Annotated in this window: 14 protein-coding genes and 1 tRNA gene; 8 read left to right on the top strand and 7 right to left on the bottom strand. The window is 39.7% G+C overall.

The window, feature by feature from the left end:
- Positions 1-909 carry a hypothetical protein gene (locus HDE70_RS19525; protein WP_183868409.1) on the bottom strand — a complete coding sequence of 303 codons (909 nt, stop codon included), beginning with the start codon at positions 907-909 and terminating at the stop codon, positions 1-3.
- Positions 910-1125: 216 nt separating this feature from the next.
- Here HDE70_RS19525 and HDE70_RS19520 point away from each other — a divergent pair, with 216 nt between their 5' ends.
- The gene (locus HDE70_RS19520; RefSeq protein ID WP_183891618.1) at positions 1126-2658 is read left to right on the top strand and encodes a glycoside hydrolase family 10 protein; all 1533 of its coding nucleotides are present in this window, start codon (positions 1126-1128) and stop codon (positions 2656-2658) included.
- 52 nt (positions 2659-2710) lie between these two features.
- Here HDE70_RS19520 and HDE70_RS19515 read toward each other — a convergent pair whose 3' ends face one another.
- The 4 genes from HDE70_RS19515 to HDE70_RS19500 form a co-directional block, all read right to left on the bottom strand.
- Positions 2711-5566: a M16 family metallopeptidase gene (locus tag HDE70_RS19515; RefSeq protein WP_183891617.1), complete on the bottom strand. Its 2856-nt coding sequence runs from the start codon at positions 5564-5566 to the stop codon at positions 2711-2713.
- A 107-nt stretch (positions 5567-5673) separates the two neighbouring features.
- Positions 5674-7599: a glucosamine-6-phosphate deaminase gene (gene nagB, locus HDE70_RS19510; protein WP_317617424.1), complete on the bottom strand. Its 1926-nt coding sequence runs from the start codon at positions 7597-7599 to the stop codon at positions 5674-5676.
- 650 nt (positions 7600-8249) lie between these two features.
- Complete coding sequence (locus HDE70_RS19505) at positions 8250-8951, bottom strand: ABC transporter ATP-binding protein (protein ID WP_183868405.1); 702 nt, start codon at positions 8949-8951, stop codon at positions 8250-8252.
- A 1-nt stretch (position 8952) separates the two neighbouring features.
- The gene (locus HDE70_RS19500) at positions 8953-10428 is read right to left on the bottom strand and encodes a DUF5687 family protein (protein WP_183891615.1); all 1476 of its coding nucleotides are present in this window, start codon (positions 10426-10428) and stop codon (positions 8953-8955) included.
- Between the two features lie 143 nt (positions 10429-10571).
- On the opposite strand from HDE70_RS19500, the gene HDE70_RS19495 reads away from it, so the two are divergent.
- Both HDE70_RS19495 and HDE70_RS19490 read left to right on the top strand, forming a co-directional pair.
- Positions 10572-10787: a hypothetical protein gene (locus HDE70_RS19495; RefSeq protein WP_111636124.1), complete on the top strand. Its 216-nt coding sequence runs from the start codon at positions 10572-10574 to the stop codon at positions 10785-10787.
- Between the two features lie 41 nt (positions 10788-10828).
- Positions 10829-12526, top strand: coding sequence for a S41 family peptidase (locus HDE70_RS19490; RefSeq protein ID WP_183891614.1), 1698 nt, complete (start codon positions 10829-10831; stop codon positions 12524-12526).
- On the opposite strand, the gene HDE70_RS19485 is transcribed toward HDE70_RS19490, so the two are convergent.
- Both HDE70_RS19485 and HDE70_RS19480 read right to left on the bottom strand, forming a co-directional pair.
- Positions 12523-12852 (bottom strand): 2Fe-2S iron-sulfur cluster-binding protein, encoded by a 330-nt coding sequence (locus tag HDE70_RS19485; RefSeq protein WP_068405051.1) that lies wholly within the window; start codon positions 12850-12852, stop codon positions 12523-12525. The genes HDE70_RS19490 and HDE70_RS19485 overlap by 4 nt on opposite strands.
- Positions 12853-12855: 3 nt before the next feature.
- Positions 12856-13866: an NAD(P)/FAD-dependent oxidoreductase gene (locus HDE70_RS19480; protein WP_183868402.1), complete on the bottom strand. Its 1011-nt coding sequence runs from the start codon at positions 13864-13866 to the stop codon at positions 12856-12858.
- Positions 13867-14069: 203 nt separating this feature from the next.
- On the opposite strand from HDE70_RS19480, the gene HDE70_RS19475 reads away from it, so the two are divergent.
- The 5 genes from HDE70_RS19475 (at position 14070) to HDE70_RS19455 (ending at position 19145) form a co-directional block, all read left to right on the top strand.
- Positions 14070-14825, top strand: a complete 756-nt coding sequence (locus HDE70_RS19475; protein ID WP_183891613.1) for a UDP-2,3-diacylglucosamine diphosphatase — start codon at positions 14070-14072, stop codon at positions 14823-14825.
- A gap of 225 nt (positions 14826-15050) precedes the next feature.
- A complete protein-coding gene (gene prfA, locus HDE70_RS19470; protein ID WP_183868400.1) occupies positions 15051-16124 on the top strand; it encodes a peptide chain release factor 1 in 1074 nt (357 codons plus the stop codon).
- An 89-nt stretch (positions 16125-16213) separates the two neighbouring features.
- Positions 16214-16287 (top strand) — tRNA-Asp (locus tag HDE70_RS19465).
- Positions 16288-16534: 247 nt separating this feature from the next.
- A complete protein-coding gene (locus HDE70_RS19460; RefSeq protein ID WP_183891612.1) occupies positions 16535-17776 on the top strand; it encodes a site-specific integrase in 1242 nt (413 codons plus the stop codon).
- 49 nt (positions 17777-17825) lie between these two features.
- On the top strand, positions 17826-19145 hold the full coding sequence (locus tag HDE70_RS19455) for an ATP-binding protein (protein WP_183891611.1): 1320 nt from the start codon (positions 17826-17828) through the stop codon (positions 19143-19145).
- Positions 19146-19234: the final 89 nt, after the last annotated feature.

Raw genomic sequence — 19234 nt, 5'->3', positions numbered from 1 at the left:
TTACTTTAACGTAATAGCTGCTTTCCCCATGTTAAAGCCATTTGCATAAAGCAGAATCGCATAAGTCCCTTTTACAAAAGGTCTTGGGTTTACCCATTCAATGGTATAAGCCGTTGCATCATTGTTATAAGAAATAGTAATCATATCACTATACTGCATTTCCTGACCCTCTGCTTCAAACATGTTCTGTTCATCGGCAATCAGGTTTCCTGAAGGATCAAAAACACGGATATAAATTTTGTGATAGTCTTTTGTTGCCAGTTCATTAGGAATGATGTTAAAATAAGTGATCAGTTTCTTAGCAGTTGATGCTTTAGTTACTTCTACATTTTTACCGCTATTTTTAACTTTAAATGCAGCAAGAGCTACATTAAAAGCCTTTAAAGCTGCACCGCTTTTTACTTTGGCATTTAATTCTGTGTTTTTCTTTTCCAATGCATTTGCTTTGGCAGATACTGTGGTCACTGATCTGACCAAACTGTCTCTTTCGGCCTTAAGAAAAGAGTTTTCCTTCTCTAAACGGGAGAAATCGTCTTTGTAATCCGTTAAAAATGCGCGTAATTTTTTAAGTTCTGCCTGAGCGGCGATGAGTTCTGCTTGGGTAACCTGTCCTTTTTGTAAGGATTGTTTAAGTGCGGAAATTTTTACTCTGGCCAGTTTCTGCTCATTCTGAAGCTTTTCTGTCAGGGCAACATTCATAGTATTCACCTTATCAAATTCGACCTCTATCTTTTCTACTTCCAGTTTTAGCCTTTCTTTTTCGGTATTGGTAGTGACAAAGCGCTCTTTTTCATATTTATCCTTGAAATATAAAAACGCATTTGTACCTAATAAGGCCACTATTACTACAATTAGAAAATATATTTTATTACGGTCTCCTTTATTTACGGGATCTTTACGGTCTAACATTTGAAATCAAAAATTGAGGTTTCTTTGTCGAATTGTTTATAATACTTATTGATAAAAAAAACGAACATAGGATAAATAATATGATTTGTGGTAAAAAAAATGACCCAATTTGTATGAGAGCTAAAAAAAAATCGTTTAATTGCTAACGTTGGGGCTCAAATTTGAGTATTACATCCCCACATTTATTTTAAATTTAAACTACCAAAAGAACCAATAATGCTGAAAAAGATTGTTTTTGCAATTCTAACAACTTTAATCACCCCAATTTTTATCTATGCACAAACAGCAGCAAAAATTGCTCCAAAAAGGGAGTTCAGAGGGGTTTGGGTTGCAACTGTTACGAATATTGACTGGCCTTCAAGACCAGGCCTGAGTGTGGATGAACAAAAGCAGGAATTGATTGCCCTGCTTGATCAGCATAAAAGAAATGGAATGAACGCTATTATGCTGCAAGTAAGACCAGCAGCCGATGCATTTTACCGCAAATCAAGAGAACCATGGAGCCAGTGGCTGATGGGCAGACAAGGTGTTGCACCGAGCCCGGGATATGACCCTTTAGAGTTTGCGATTACAGAAGCGCACTCCCGTGGTATGGAATTACATGCCTGGTTTAACCCATATCGGGCAAGTATGAGCGCGAATACTGTATTCAGCGAAGACCATATGACTAAAAAAAGGCCGGATATGTTTTTTACCTATGGCGGAAAAAAACAATTTGATCCCGGAATACCTGAGGTCAGAGAATATATTGTGCAGGTTATTTTAGACGTGGTTAAAGGTTACGATGTAGATGGGATTCATTTTGATGATTATTTCTATCCTTATCCTATTGCCGGGCAGCGCATTAATGATGGGGCTACTTTCAGTAAATACTCCAATGGTTTTACAAATCTGAATGATTGGAGAAGAAATAATGTTGACCTGCTGATTAAACAGCTGGATGACAGTATCCACCATTATAAAAAATACGTAAAATTCGGAATCAGTCCTTTTGGGATCTGGAAAAACAGGAAAGAAGATCCTCAGGGATCTGAAACGAATGGCCTTTCGAACTTTACAGAATTGTACGCCGATTCAAGGAAATGGATTAAGGAAGGCTGGGTAGATTATATCAATCCGCAGGTTTATTTCAGTTTTACCAGGAAGGCTGCGCCATTCGACACTTTAGTAGACTGGTGGAGTAACAATACTTACGGCAGACATCTTTATATCGGACAGGCTGCTTATCTGATGAATCAGCGAATGGAAGCTGCCTGGAGGGATCCAAGCCAGATTCCAGATCAGATCAGGTATATGCGCGAGAATAACCGGGTGCAGGGAAGTGTGTTTTTTAGTTCCAAGTCATTTTCTACTGTGGCAAGAGCAACGGCAGATTCTCTGAGGAATGATTTATACAAATATCCGGCACTTCCTCCGCAAATGCCATGGCTGGACGAGATTGTACCAAATATGCCACAGGGTTTAAGTGCAGAGGCAGTAGGCATTGGTGTACAGTTAAAATGGTCGGCACCGTTAAAAGCAGAAGATGGAGAAACGGCTTCGGGATATGTAATTTACCGGTTTGATGAAGGAGAAAAAATCAGTGTGGTCAATCCTAAGAATATTATCAAAATCAGCTTTAATGATACTCCATCCTTTCTGGATACCAATACGATTAAAGGCAAAAGATATACTTACCTCGTGACAGCGCTTGACAGGCTGAAGAATGAGAGTGATGCCAGCGGCCCGGTAGGGGTCGAGACTAAATAAAAAAAGCGGACATGATTTAATTCATGTCCGCTTTTGGTTAATGCCTTATTTGTTATTGCTGCGGCATCAGGACCATCCGGATATAGTTATCCTGTTTTAGATATTTTTGCGCATTCGTTTTAGAAGATTCAGTGGTCACTTCATTGAGTCTTTCTTTTGCGGTCAGTAACTGGTTCAGGTCGTCTTCATATTTAAGCCTGGTGGTCAGATAACCAAGCCAGTAGCCATTGTTACGCAGGTTTAATTCTTGCTGGCGTTGTACCTCAGACTTGAATTTCGCCAGGTCCTGAGCGGTTGCTCCGTTGGTCCTGATTGTTTTTACTTCGTCCAATGCAGCAGCAATTAGCTTTTCTACATTCGCTGGCGCACAACTGAAAGAGATGGTGAAATAGTAATGTGCTCTGGGATATTTATTCACACTCAGTGATACACCCGGAGAATAAACACCACTTTCTTTTTCGCGCAGTCTTTCGAGAATTTTAATTTCTAAAGCACTGCTTAAAGCATCAAGCTGTACATTATTCGCGGCTGTATAGTCGTAGTCACCGTGAATATATAATTGAACACTGGCCTTTTCTTCCAGGCCTTTGTAGACTGTTTTACTAACGACTCCACTTGGCGCGCGTGAGCCAAGATCAATATAATCCGTCTTTTTATTCAAGGTTGGTAAACTGGCAATATAAGTCTCTATAAGGGGCTTGATCGTATTCAGGTCAAAGTTACCCACAAACACAAAGCTTTGCTCTCCAAGGTCTGCAAAACGTGCTTTATAGAAAGAGAAAGCTTTGTCCAGAGAGATTTTATCAATATCTGCCAGTGTATAAGGCATATTTCTTTTGTTGTAAGAAGAAAGCACAGCCTGTACCGTATCTGCAAAAACGCTTTCTGGATCTGCATCTTTATTCTCCAGACTTACTTTAGCATCGCTGATTGATTTGTTAAAAATTTCTATGTCTTTACGCGGGGTCAATGCCGAGGCGGTAACCATTTGAAGTGCATTTTCCAGATCTTTAGGTGCGGCACTTCCACTAAAGCCCTGGTACAACTCTCCTACATAAGCACCTGCGCTACCTGTATTTCCAGCTAAAAGCCTGTTCAGTTGTGAAGGGTTGAAATCGCCCAGTCCACTTTGAGAAATGATCCCAACATTATCAGCAGACTGATAATCATCCGGATCTGCTAATGAAGTCCCTCCTTTGGAAAAAGAACTGAAAAGGATCTGATCGTTCTTGAAGTCTGTTGGCTTCAGTAAAACTTTAATTCCATTGCTCAGTGTCCACTGGGTAACGCCGATGTCTTCAAATTTCTTTTCTGAGATCACTTTCCCGGCTACTGGTTTTTGTGCTAAAAGAGGTTTGTTAACAGCATTATCCACATAAGGTTTCAGGTTTTTTTCTGCATTGGATAAGGCAGCAAGCAATTGAGCTGTAGTTGGAAGGTTCGCTTTTTCCTTTTCAGGAGCTGTTACAATGATGATTTGATTTTCTTTGGTAATCAATGTTTTTGCCAGCGCATTTACTTCGGCAAGGGTAATCGTTTTCAGATTTTCTTTCGTGTCTTTATAGTTGAACTCGATTGAACCGATTGCAGAGCCGGTTAGAAAATGACTCAGGTATTCTCCTACAAAAGCAGCAGAGGAAGTTTTGTCTTTTTCTTTTAACAGCATCTCATTCCCGGCTTCAATATTCTTTTTAACGACATCAAGTTCTGATTGCAGGAAGCCAAATTTGACAGCCCTTTCACTCTCAGTAACTGCTGCGGTGAATGCGTGCAAGAGGTCTTTCCCTGATTTTGCTCCGGCAGTAGTTTGAAAAGCATTGATTTCAGGAATTAAGCCTCCCTGATAACCGCCAAAAGAACCTTGCGCAAACAGGAATGGTGCGTTGTCTTTTTCCAGGATTTCCTGAAAACGTGCAGACAGCATGGAGTTAATCATGCTGTAAACAATATTTTTTCTTTGATCTGCGGTCGTTTTTAAGATCTTTCCACGTTGTTTCCAGGTTACAGAAGCGACATTATACTGCTGTTCTGCATCAGTAATAATTTTGACCAGTGGTGCTTTGTTATCCGGAAGGTCATAACTTAATCTTTCCCTTTCTTTGACCGGGTTTTTTAAACCGGAGAAGTTGGCAATAATTAATTTCTCCACTTCATTGACGTCAAAATCTCCAACTGCAATTACTGCCTGCAAATCCGGCCTGTACCAGTCTGCATAAAAGTTTCTGATCTTATCGTGCGTGAAAGTTTTTAAGAGGTCTATTTTTCCAATGGGAAGCCTGTTTTCATAACGGGAGTCTTTAAGCATGACCGGAAGCAGTTGTTTTCTGATCCGTTCTCCTGAGTTTTTTCCACTCTGGCGGTCTTCTTCAATGATGACGCCTCTTTCTCTATCTATTTCGTCTCCATCCATAGAGATTTTTCCTGCCCAGTTGGCCAGAATTTTAAAACCAGTATGAAAGAGTTCAGTGCTGTCTGTTGGGATCGGCAATTGATAAACGGTCTGGTCAAATGAAGTATAAGCATTTAAATCAGCGCCGAAACGTACTCCTGCTTTTTGCAGGTAATTAATGATTTCATTTTTAGGGAAATCCTTTGTACCGTTAAAAGCCATGTGTTCGGTAAAATGAGCTAGTCCTAGCTGATCGTCATTTTCCATTAAAGAACCAATACGGTTGGCCAGGTAGAGTTCAGCCCTGTTTTTAGGCTCCACATTTTTCCTGATATAATAAGTGAGGCCATTGGGTAATCTGCCGATTTTAACGGCCGGGTCATTGGGGATTAATTTTCCAGTGCTTACGGTGTGTTGAGCAGCTGGTTGATGTTTTGTAGTCTTTTGTTGTCCTGATACCGGGTTGTTAATTGCTGCAAGCAAAGCTAATCCGATAATCGGGAAGATATTTTTATACATATGGTTTTAATTTAAAGCGCCTGTTTAAGAAACGGTCTAAAACTGTGTTTTGATATAGTTTTGGACGATTTCTTAAACAGGCGCTAAGATTTTATTGGAAATGTTGTTTAGAATTTCCAGCGGACAAAGGCTTCCATTGCTTCGTATTCCGCTAATCCTAAGTCATCATAAGCTCTTGCAGTGTCTCTGTTTCTATCTTCTGCACGCTCCCAGAATTCTCTGGAATCATCACCTGGAAATACTGCTCTGTCTTTTTGTGACTGGTGTTTGAAAATTGCATATTTCTTTTTCAGCAGCTCCTGAGGGCTCAAAGGAACAGCCATCTCAATTTCATGTGTATCAAATTCCTGCCATGCACCGCGGTACATCCATAACCAGCAATCTTTTGCCCATTCTTCTGTTTTGCGCAGGCGGTTCATCGCTTCAATAATAATGTTAAAGCAAACCAGGTGTGTGCCGTGCGGATCTTCAAAATCTCCTGCGGCAAAAATTTGCTCAGGTTTAACTTTTTGAAGTAATTCAATTGTCAGTTCCACATCCAGGTTGGTTACCGGATTTTTCTTGTTCTTTCCGCTTTCATAAAAAGGAAGCGCCATAAAATGGATATGATCATCTTGTAGTCCGCAGTAACGTGCTCCTGCAATGGCTTCTCCTTTTCTGATCAGTCCTTTTACGGATTGGATTTCTGGTGTATCTACCTGATTCGGTTTTTTAGCTGCGATGAAAGTACGCATGTTGTCGTAAATCCCTTTTAGCTCTTTTTGATCCAGTCCCATTTTCTCTGCAAAGTCAATGCTGAATTCTACAAATCTTAAGGCGTCATCATCCCAAACTGCCGTATTTCCTGAGGTCTGGTAAGCGACATGGACATCGTGCTGCTGATCAACCAGGCGAATAAAGGTACCGCCCATAGAGATCACATCGTCATCTGGGTGCGGGGAGAAAATAACGACTCTTTTTTTAGCAGGCGTTGCTCTTTCCGGACGCTGAGAGTCGTCTGCGTTTGGTTTTCCTCCCGGCCATCCGGTAATGGTATGTTGTAATTTATTAAAAATATGAATGTTAATGTTGTAAACAGGACCTCTTTCGATGGCCAATTGTGCCATACCATGATTATTGAAATCATCTTCAGTAAGTTTCAAAATCGGCTTTTTCAGCGTGTTCGCTAACCAAATTACTGCTTTTCTGATTAATTTATCTTCCCATACACAGTCTTTAACAAGCCATGGTGTGTCAAAACGGGTCAGTAAGGAGGCTGCGTCTTTATCAAGGATAAATTCTACATGATCAGATAATTGCAGATAGGTAGCGGGTACTTCACTTGAAATTTCTCCTTCTACTGCTTTTTTGATGATGGAGGCTTTTTTCTGATTCCATGCCATCAGGATGATTTCACGGGCTTTGAAAATAGTTCCGATTCCCATTGTGATTGCTTTGGAAGGGACGAAAGATTTTCCACCGAAGTCTCTTGCTGCATCTCTTCTGGTCAGGTCATCAAGGGTAACCAGGCGGGTTCCTGAGTTGGGTGCAGAACCTGGTTCGTTAAATCCAATGTGTCCTGTACGTCCAATTCCGAGGATTTGAATATCCAGACCACCGAGCTCTCCGATTTTACGTTCGTAATCGAGACAGAATGCTGGGATAGCTTCCAGTTCGAGTGTACCGTCAGGGATATTGATATTTTCTTTAGGGATATCAATGTGATCGAATAAATTCTCATTCATAAAGGTCACGTAACTCTGGGCAGCGTTAGGCTGCATCGGGTAATACTCGTCCAGGTTGAAGGTAATGACGTTGCTGAAGCTCAGATTTTCCTCTTTGTGTAAACGTACAAGTTCTGCGTATACTGCAACTGGCGTAACACCGGTCGCAAGGCCTAGAACTGCCTTTTGCTTCTTTTCTTGTTTGTCTCTGATGAGATTAGCGATACGTTGTGCAACGTTAATGGATGCTGATGCTGGGTTATCAAATACTGAAACAGGGAGTTTTTCGAAACGTGTTTCTTCCAAAAGATTTAATCTTGCCATTGTAATTATGGTATTTTGAGGATTTAAGGAAGACGTAAATATAAAAAAGTTTTTGAGTCTTCGATAAAAAAGGGATGTAGTGTTTTTTTGACGCATTCATGAAGAATGAATGCACGTCAAAAAAACACTACATCCCTTTTTTATCTCAGCTTATGGGTGAAGTGGGGAGGGAGGCAGATTGAAAGGGTCTAATTTGCAGGAGGATAGTTGGAATGTTTAAAAAGAACTTAATTAGAAAGGACTCAATTGGAAAAACCCAATCAAAAAAACAATCCAATGAAACCAATTACTGAGAACTGAATCACAGAGAATTCGATTAGAAAGGACTTAATTGGAAAAACCCAATCAACAAAACAATCCAATGAAACCAATTACTGAGAACTGAATCACAGAGAATTCGATTAGAAAAGACTTAATTGGAAAAACCCAATCAAAAAAACAATCCAATGAAACCAATTACTGATAACTGAATCACAGAGAACTCGATTAGAAAGGACTCGATTGGAAAAACCCAATCAAAAAACCAATCCAATGAAACCAATTACTGATAACTGAATCACAGAGAACTCGATTAGAAAGGACTTAATTGGAAAAACCCAATCAAAAAACCAATCCAATGAAACCAATTACTAAGAACCGAATCACAGAGAACTCAATTAGAAAGTCCTTAATGAGAAATAGGCTTCGAGTTCTTTCAGGGTGTTTTCGTTGGTGTACATATCTTTGATGATTTTTCCTTTTTCAAATAAAATGATGCGTTCGCAGACGTCTGTCACGTGGTTGAGGTCGTGGCTGGAAATCAGGGTAGTAAGTTGTTTTGCTTTTAAAGTTTTTAAGTGGTCTTTAAGCCTGATTTGTGTGGTTGGGTCAAGGTTTGCAAAGGGTTCGTCCAGAATCAGCAATTCTGGGTTTTGGAGCAGGGCAGCCACAATGCCTATTTTATTTTGATTTCCCATGGAGAAGTCGCGGATGTATTTGCCGCTGTTCATAATTTCTCCGTTAAAGAGTTCTGTATAGGGGATTAAGTAATTCATGACCTCTGATGGGCTGTAGTGTTGGAGGGAGCCGATAAAAATAAAGTATTCTTCTGGGGTGAGGTAATTGATCAGAAATCCTTCGTCAAGAAAGGAGGCTGTGTAGTTTTTCCACTGGTCGTCCCGGGCTACGTTTTTACCTTTGGAGAGTATCTCTCCTGAAAAGGGACGGATCAGGTCTAATAGCATTCTGAACAGGGTTGTTTTACCTGCACCATTATTGCCTACGATACCAACGGTTTCTCCGGGGTTAATGGTTAGATGGTCAATATCTACTACGGTAGTACCTGCGTATTCTTTTTTTAATTGTTTAATTTCCAGCATCTTATTTTTGTCTAAAGCCTTCTGCGATTTTGTATTTTCTTTCCTGGAATTCTTTGGTGAGGAAGTTTATCCAGAAGTTCCTGGTTGATAAGCCTGCAAGGCCTGTAATAGCGACCCCGGCAATCCCCCAATAGGGGTTTGAAATCAGGGATATGGGTAAATAAATTAAATAAGGGCTGAGCATGAGCGGAATGGTTTGCAGCATGGTAGATGCTGTAATTCCCTGCCAGTTCATGGCAGATCCTTTACTGAGGTCAAGTGCTTTGTAATTTTTTGTGGCAAAGTATAAAGTAATCACTGAAGTGACCCCGATGTTATAGAAATAGACTGCAAACTGAAGGATCAGGATTTTCCAGCTGATTAATCCATAAAGACTCACTGCGGCGGTTAAAAGGGTTGATCCAATGGTGAATAGTAGAAATTTTGCTTTGAAAAAAGTCTTTATGTTTAATTTGCTGGTTAAGAGTCCGTCAAATTCTGCGCTTTGCCAGCCAAACATAAATTGTCCGTAGAGCATAATCATGTTTCCGGTCATAAAAGTGGCGGGAAAAATCAGGGACCAGAATTTATTGGCGTCCAGTGTTTCCTGTTTATAGAAAAGAAGGCCGTAGAAGATAAAAAGAAGCCCTTTGGTTAGTGTTGAACGTGTTCTTTTGTTGCGCAGTATTAATTTGATTTCCAGTGCAAGGTAAACTCCTGTTTCACCAAAGCGGTCCAGAAAGGGGTAGTCTGTACTTGATTTTTTCTGTTTTGCGGACTGTAATTCTTCGAGATATAGGTTCCCTTTTAAAAAACGGGTGTTGATGGTGAGCATGATGACTGCTGCAATGGGAAAAATGATTGCGATTAGTGGCGTAATAGTTATCTCATGGAAAACATGGTTGGACAATGACGCGATGGAGAAGACTTTGAAGTATTCAAGCAGACCAACAGCAACTAAAAAAATTGAGCCGAGAATTCCTGCTTTAAGGTTTCCTATAGTCAGCCTTTTGAAATAAAGCGCAGCATAATTATTGAAAACCACTAAAGAGCTAATGGCGAGTAAATACATGATACAGGCAAACGGGCCAAAATCATTGTTGATTTTTAGAATAGCAAAGGGAAAAAAGAGCAGCAGTGGGAGCAGGTTGAAAACTGAAAAAAGTGCTGTGATATTTAAAAAAGAGATCAGTTTCCTTTTGGGTATATTCAGGTGCAGGTAGGGTTGTACGGCGAGTGTAGGGAGCTCTTGTAATTGTAAGCGCATCAGGAATTCCAGGGTGAAATAATAAAGGATCATTCCGTTGAAGACCAGCATGACGTCTTTGCCGGGAAGCATTTCTTCAATGATATGTTCCATATTATATCCGATGAAAATGGAAACAGCGGCCAGGTAAAGTACAATGAAGCCCATAATCAGTTGGGTTGCAATTGTACCGCCCTTGCCTTTGGATCTCCAGAAACCCATCCACTGATGTGCTAAAAATGTTGTGTACATAATCGTAAATATATATAAAAATTAACGCCATCGTACGCCGGAATTTAGTTCAGAAGCAGGTGGCCGGGAGATCTGCTATATAGAAGGTGCTTTGTTGGGTTATTGCTGTTTTTTTTTCATATTTTTGCGGGAAAGAATATATTATGGCAAGCTTTACGTTCACTCCTGAATCAGCAGAAAGAGTTAAAATCAAAGTCCTTAGAAAGTATAGAGATTTAGCTAAAGAGAATTTAATATTTGCACCTGGTCAGGAAGATCAGCTGGTTAATCAATTGACTGCTTTATTAAAAAGGGATGTCAGATATGTTGAATTTACCATCAATAAGGCGCTTGCTGATCCTAACGGAAACAGATTGTAAGCAATAGGCAAAGCCATCCTCTTTAACTTATCCGCGTGCCCATGAAAAGAAACAAGTTTGCACTTCTATTTGCACTTATTGCATTTGCGTCTTTAACCTGGTCTTTTAAGGAGGATCTATTCCTGGTATCTAAAAATATGGACATTTTCGCGTCCTTATACAGGGAGATTAACATCAATTATGTGGATGAAACCAATGCCGGGGATTTAATGAAAAGCGGTATTGATGCAATGCTGGATACATTAGATCCTTATACTACCTATATTCCTGAATCTGAAGTAGAAGATTATAAGCTGAAATATGTGAGCACACAGTTTGGCGGTATCGGTGCAAGTACAGTTTTTATCGAAGGCAAACTTTTTGTAAATGAAGTGAGTGCAGGTTATCCGGCATTTAAACTTGGCGTTCTGCCTGGCGATCAGATCGTAAAGATCAACGGCATTGAAGTAAAAGGAAAAGAACGTGCGGAAGTGAGCCGTTTGCTTCGCGGCCCGCGTGGTTCTGCTGTAGATCTGCTTTTGGTCAGAGAGGGGACAGTTATTCAAAAACAGCTGGTCAGAGACGAAATCAAACAACTTAATGTTTCTTATTCTGGGATGGTCGGTGACCTTGCCTATATCAGGCTGGATAAGTTTCTGGAGAATTCTGCGCAGGAAGTACAGGACGCAGCAATCGAGTTGAATAAACAACATCCAAAAGGAATGATCCTTGATCTGAGATATAATGGAGGAGGAATCTTGCAGGAAGCTGTAAAAATTGTCAATCTGTTTGTCAATAAAGATCTGGTTGTAGTGACCCAAAAAGGCCGCAATCCTGAAAAAACAATCAATTATAAAACAAGTAATGTGCCGCTGCTGCCGGATCTTCCGCTGGTGGTATTGATCAATGGTTCTTCTGCCTCGGCTTCAGAAATAGTAGCAGGAGCATTGCAGGATCTGGACAGAGGTGTGGTGATCGGACAACGCAGTTATGGTAAGGGGCTGGTTCAGCAAACTTTCAACCTGCCTTATAATAGCCTGGTGAAAGTTACAGTAGCCAAGTATTTTACGCCTTCAGGAAGATGTATTCAGGCGGTAGATTATGCGCATAAAAATAAAGAAGGGAAAAATGTGAAAATGGCAGACTCCCTGATCGCGAAATACAATACTAAGACGGGAAGGATCGTCTATAATGGAAGTGGTGTTTATCCTGATGTGGAGGTAGGGGCTGTCAAATTGAGTCCGATAACGATTTCTTTAATTAGTAAGAGCATGTTCTTTGATTTCGCCAATGCTTATAAAAAGAGCCATGCGACAATCAGCCCGGCTACAGATTTCCAGGTGTCGGAAGAGGATTATACTGCTTTTGCAAATTCGCTGGATGGTAAGGATTATTCTTATACTTCTACAGCAGAAAGATTACTGTCAGATTTAAGAACTGAAGCGGAAAAAGAACAAAAACTGTCACTGGTTAAGAAGGATCTGGAAGAGCTGAAAGCTAAGATGCTGGTAGCTAAAAAAACAGAGATATTTACGCACAAGGCAGAAATTAAAAGAATACTTGAAACACAGATTGTAAGCAGGTATTATTTTGAGAAAGGTAAAATAGTGCAAGCATTCCAGTATGATAAGGAATTGGAAGCCGCTAAATCAGTGCTTGGCAATTCCACTAAAATGCTTGCAATATTAAAAGGTGAGGGTACTTATAAAACTATAGGTGATCCTGCAAAAGTAATTGCAGCACCGGCAGATAGTAATTAGTCAGTACCGTGCAGCTTGACAACCAGCCCGTCCATTTCGTGGCTTAATTGCAACTGACAAGCTAATCTTGAATTCGGTAAAAGGTCAGGTAAAGTATCCAGCATGGCATATTCGTCATCTGTCATTTCCTTTAACTTGTCTTCACCTTCCAAAACATCCACACAGCAGGTTGCGCATAAAGCCATCCCGCCGCAGGTAGCTAAAATATCATATTCACACGCTTTAAGGTACTCCATCAGGCTTAATCCCATATCAACAGGGGCTTCCAGTGAAGTTAAAGTGCCATCAGGGTTCTGAACGTGTACGGTAATATTATTTTCTTCCATTATTTAAAATTCTGCTACTCCGTTAACTGTCGTATATTTCATAGTGTATTTAATACCAGGGTTCATGTACTGGTAAGCACTGTGACTCATTAATGCAGCCTCGTGGAATCCGCAAAGGATTAGTTTCAATTTATTTGTATAAGTATTGATATCACCGATTGCATAAATACCCGGGATGTTAGTCGAGTAATCATCAGTGTTAACTTCAATCGCACTTTTATTAATATTCAGGTTCCATTGCTCAATCGGGCCTAATTTAGGACTTAATCCGAAAAGAGGAATCAAATGATCGGCATCAACGATAGTTTTTTCAAGCGTTTTGTTATGTACAATCTCTACCTTTTCCAGCTTGCCTGTTCCTGTTACGGCACCCAGGTTACTGTTTAATACAAGATTGATTTTTCCGCTCTCTGCCAGTTGCATTACTTTAGCTACAGAGTCTGGTGCTCCACGGAAGCTCTCGCTGCGGTGCACAAGTGTTAATTCTTCTACAATATCAGCCAGGAATATAGTCCAGTCCAATGCAGAGTCACCACCACCTGCAATTACCATTTTTTGTCCGCGGTACTGCTCTGGATCAAGGATCATATAGTTTACACCACGTCCGTTTTCAAATTGCTCCAATCCGGATACCACAGGTTTACGAGGTTCAAAACAACCTAATCCACCAGCAATTACTACAACTTTGGCTTCTATGATCGTACCCATGTTGGTCGTCAGGACGAAATCACCTTCGCCACGTTTCTCCAGGCCTTCAATACGTTCGCCCAAAGTATAACCAGGGTGAAATGGTTTAGCTTGTTCTACCAGGTTATCAACCAGTTCCTGAGCTAATACACTCGGATAACCAGGGATATCATATATAGGTTTTTTAGGATAAATTTCGGAAAGCTGACCTCCAACCTGAGGTAAGTAATCAATTAAATGACAACGCATTTTAAGCAAACCTGCTTCGAAAATAGCAAACAAACCTACGGGTCCGGCGCCAATGATGGCTATATCTGTAGAAATCATGTATTTAAATTTGTTGCGAATTTACAAAATTTGTTTGTAATGATTCTCAATTGTCTGCATTTGATTCAAAATTGAGGCTGATTTGACAAAGTTGACTGATCTAATGGGTTAAGTATTCATTTTATTATAGGGTTAAGGGCGATTGCCAGTAAAAAATATTTTTGAACATGATTGATAAAATGGTTGACTATCTTTGAATATTGATGAAAAAGAACATATATTTTGCCTCTGATTTTCATTTAGGCTCACCAAATCATGCTGCAAGCCGTCTTCGTGAAGACAGGATTGTACGCTGGCTTAATGCCATTGAACCAACTTGTGCAGAGTTATTTTTGATGGGAGATATTTTTGATTTTTGGTTTGAGTATAAAACCGTTGTACCTAAAGGATATATCCGTTTACTCGGAAAATTGGCTTCCATGTCTGATGCTGGTGTTAAAATTTATTTTTTTAAGGGGAACCACGACATGTGGGTGGATGATTATTTTACCAAAGAAATGGGAATACAGATCGTTAGTGATGAGCTGGTTATCCATAGAGGTGGTAAAAGTTTTTATCTGCATCATGGCGATGGCCTGGGGCCTGGGGATGCGGGTTACCGGGTGCTGCGGAAATTCTTCCGGAACCCGGTTTGCAGGTGGTTATTTTCTGTCCTTCCACCAAGAATTGGTTTAGGAATCGCTACGGGCTGGTCCGGGCATAGCCGGATTGTGAATACGGCTACAGAAGAAGTTTTTCTGGGTGAGGATAAGGAGTGGCTGGCGGTATATTCGAGGGAAGTGCTGGAAAAACAGCATTATGATTATTTCATTTATGGGCACCGTCATTTACCGATGATCGTTGACCTGGGTAAAGGAAGCAAATATTACAATATCGGAGAGTGGTTTGGATTTAATTCTTATGCTGTTTTTGACGGTGAAGAGTTGAGTTTAAAGTATTTTGAGAAGGCAGGGGAGTAAAATCTGTACTAATGTGCTGACCAATTATTAGTTGCGTGGCCTGACTGTCCTTGAAAAACAATCCTATATTTCACCGAAATTCCTTATTTTTGTAATCCTATAAATACCAAGTGCTTCAGTATGCCTTTCTGATCCGGTAATTTCCAGCCAAATGAGCCAGGAATTAACGGTGGAAACATTGTTTAAAGGAGCTGAGCAGCTATTTATTTGCTGAATAAAAAGATTATGTTAGAGAAATTAGAAGCTATAAAAATTCGCTGGGAAGATGTAGAAGAGCAATTGACTAATCCTGATACTATGCAGGATATGAAACGTTTTGCCCAGTTAAATAAAGAATATAAAGATTTAAGCAAGATTGTAAATGAGTATCTGGTTTACAAAAATGTAATGAGCAACATTGACGCCAACAAAGAAATCCTGCTGACTGAGAAGGATGCGGAGATGCGTGAAATGGCTAAGGAAGAATTGGATTTACTGTTAAAACAACAGGAAGAGATTGAGGAAAAGGTTCGCCTGATGCTGATCCCTGTAGATCCTGAAGATTCTAAAAATGCAGTATTCGAGATCAGAGGTGGTACTGGTGGTGATGAAGCAGCTTTATTTGCTGGTGATTTATTCCGGATGTATACCCGTTTCTTCGAGCAGAAACGCTGGAAAGTTGAAGTTGTGGATGTTACTGAAGGTACAGCCGGCGGATACAAAGAGGTAATCATGAAAGTTAGCGGAGAAGATGTATACGGACAATTGAAATATGAGTCTGGTGTACACCGTGTACAGCGTGTGCCTGATACAGAAACACAGGGAAGGGTACATACTTCAGCTGCTTCGGTAGCGGTATTGCCTGAGGCTGAGGAAATCGATTTCTATTTGAACCCTGCTGATATTGATCTGCAAACTTCGCGCTCAGGTGGTGCGGGTGGACAGAACGTAAATAAGGTAGAGACCAAAGTACAGTTGACACACAGGCCATCAGGTATGGTTGTTGTTTGTCAGCAGGAACGTTCACAATTAGGTAACAGAGAGATTGCGATGGAGATGTTACGTAGTAAGTTATATGATATCGAATTGCAGAAACGTAATGGGGATATTGCTTCAAGACGTAAAACGATGGTATCTACTGGTGACCGTTCAGCTAAGATCAGAACCTATAATTATCCACAGGGAAGAGTAACGGATCACCGTATTGGTTTGACGTTATATAACCTGAATGGGGTGATGGATGGTGGCGTACAAGAGCTTATTGATGCGTTACAGTTCGCTGAGAATGCAGAAAAGATGAAAGAGGGCTCTGTAGCTTAATGAGTTAGGTTTTTATTCAAAAATAATTGAAATATTAATTTTGAATTGTAATTATAGTTCCTATATTTGCAATCCCGAAAGGGAAAGACGGACCGGTAGTTCAGCTGGTTAGAATGCCGCCCTGTCACGGCGGAGGTCGCGGGTTCGAGTCCCGTCCGGTCCGCAATTTAAGTAGTAAAACATTCAGAAAGCCTTTAATCACACGATTAAGGGCTTTTTTGATTTACGGCCTCTCCGAAATATTCAATTTTTCTCATATGCACAGTGAGACATTCAGTGAGTCAATGCAGGCGGATGCCCTACTCACTAAAACACTTGTAAGTTATTGATTTACAAGCTAATTCATAATATGAACGTCTTGACTGCCCATAGCTGCAACGCTAATTTTGTTTAACTCTAATCTGAAAAAGATGAAAAACACTTTTAGCCTGCTCTTCTATTTGAAGAAGCCAAAAAACTATGTTGCCGGTTCCATGCCAATTTACATGCGTATTACTGTAGATGGAGTACCTAAAGAATTATCCATCGGAAAACAGTGTGAGCCAGAACGCTGGAATCCACAGATTAACCGCGTAGACGGAAAAAAAGAAGATGCCAGAACAATCAATGCCTATCTTAAAATAGTTGAAGACAAGGTAGATCAGGCGCATACCGACCTATTTAAAGCAGATAAGGAGATTACAGCGGTATCCCTTAAAAACAAGTTTTTAGGCGTTGAAGAAGAAGCGCATACCCTGCTCACTGCTTTTCAAGATCATAATGATAAGATGGAAGCATTGATAGGAAAAGACTTCACAGAAGGAACGCTAAGTAAGTACAATACTACTTTAATGCATACAACCTCTTTCATCCTGCATAAATTTAAAGTTTCTGATCTGCTCGTTGAAAAGGTAGACAACTATTTTATTACCGAATTTGATTTTTATTTGAGAAGTAAATGCGGTTGTGCAAATAACGCAGCGGTAAAACATCTTAAAAATCTTGGTAAAGTGATACGGATCTGCCTGGCGAATCGTTGGATGACCTATGATCCATTTAGTGGTCATAAAAACAAGATTACAAAGGTTCAACAGGTCATTCTTACTCCTACCGATATACAAGCCATTTACAATAAAGAATTTGCCATAGAGCGGCTAAGAATAGTTCGTGATGCTTTTATTTTCTGCTGTTATACCGGATTAAGTTTTATTGACCTTGTAGAACTAAAGAGATCAGAAGTGGTCACTGGCGTTGATGGTTCATTATGGATCATTAAAAAAAGGCATAAGTCTGGTATTCCCTGTAATGTTCCATTATTGCCAATCGCTTTAGAAATTATTGAACGGTATGCTGATCATCCTCTTTGTGCTGGTACTGACCGGGTACTACCTATGAACAGCAACCAAAAAATGAATGCCTATTTAAAAGAAGTGGCTGACATAAGCAGTGTAGATATGAATTTGACGTTTAAGGTTGCCAGAGTTGCTTTTGCTACCACCGTAACAATGGGAAATGGTATTCCGATGGAAAGCGTCAGTAAAATGCTTGGTCATGCGAGTATTAAAACGACACAGATTTATGCTAAGATCATGGATAACAAAGTAGGTGAAGATATGGAAAGATTGAAAAGTTCCCCTAAATCGCCTTACCACGTTTCCAGTATTTGTGTGTAATTTTACAGTCATAACCAGATGTCAATCTTTTCTTCAAACAATATAAAACATGAGCGAACATCAAAACATTGAATACAAACAATCCTGGCGGGATGAATATCTGAAATGGATTTGTGGATTTGCAAATGCTCAGGGAGGAAAAATATATATTGGCGTTAATGATAATGGCATTGTTACTGGTATTGATGATCCTAAAAAGCTAATGGATGATATTCCAAATAAGGCTGTTAATCATTTGGGATTAGTGATTGATGTCAATCTTCTAAAGGATAAAGGCAAAGAATACATTGAAATAGTTGTACCAGTAAGCCCAATGCCGATTTCGTATCATGGAGCTTATCATTTTCGTTCAGGCAGTACAAAACAAGAATTAAAGGGTGCGGCACTTCATGAGTTCCTGCTGAAAAAAATAGGCAGAACATGGGATGATATAGGTATTAGTAACGCAAAGATTGAGGACTTAGATATTAAAAGTATCGCTTCCTTTGTTAAAGCAGCTGTTAAAAGTGGAAGGATTTATAAAGAAGCAGAAAAAGATGATATACCTACCCTGCTAGAAAATTTACAGTTGATCACGCCTGATGGCGAACTAAAAGCAGCAGCCATTTTATTATTTGGCAAAAACCCAAAGAAATTTTTCGTTACCAGTTATTTTAAAATAGGAAAATTTGGCGATTCAGATTCTGAATTAAAATTCCAAGATACAGTAGAGGGAAATATTTTCGATATGGTGGAGGCTGTTATCACGCTGTTAAAACAACGATATATTATCTCAACTATTAGCTACGAAGGTATTCAAAGAATTGAAAAGCCAGAATACCCGGATGCTGCAATTAGAGAAGCTATTTTAAATGCCATTGTACATAAGGACTACACAGATTCTACTATTCAGATGAGTATATACGATGACAAAATTATACTCTGGAATCCAGGAAAATTATCTGAAGATCTGACAATTGAAAAGTTAAAGAGTAAGCATCCTTCAAGAGCTAGGAATAAAAACATTGCAGAAGTGTTTTTTAAAGCTGGATATATTGAATCATGGGGCCGTGGTATAGAAAAAATGATCGATGCTTTAAAAGGTGATGGTTTGCCAGAACCTATCTTTGAAGAAAATTCAGGTGGTTTTCAAGTTACCTTTTTAAAAGAATCATATTCTAAAGAATACCTCAATCAAATAGGGCTAAATGAAAGACAGATAAAGGCTGTTGAATATTTAAGAGATGCCCAAGAACTAACCAATGCTAAATATCAGGAAATAAATAATATTGGAAAATCAATCTCTGCTGTTGAATTACAGGAGTTAATTGACAAGGGTGTCGTAAATAAAATTGGCAAAGGGAAACTAACTAAATATTCACTTAAGTAATGTTGGTTATTCGTCCGGTATTCGTCCGGTTTTTATCGGTAAGAGCCTTATTTATGAGCTAATTATTAGCTGTAATGGCGTTTCTGTCC

Origin of the sequence: Pedobacter cryoconitis (assembly GCF_014200595.1) — a bacterium.
Lineage (GTDB): Bacteria > Bacteroidota > Bacteroidia > Sphingobacteriales > Sphingobacteriaceae > Pedobacter > Pedobacter cryoconitis_C.
Note: the sequence above shows the minus strand (reverse complement) of the source record. Positions and strands in the feature narration are given on the sequence as shown.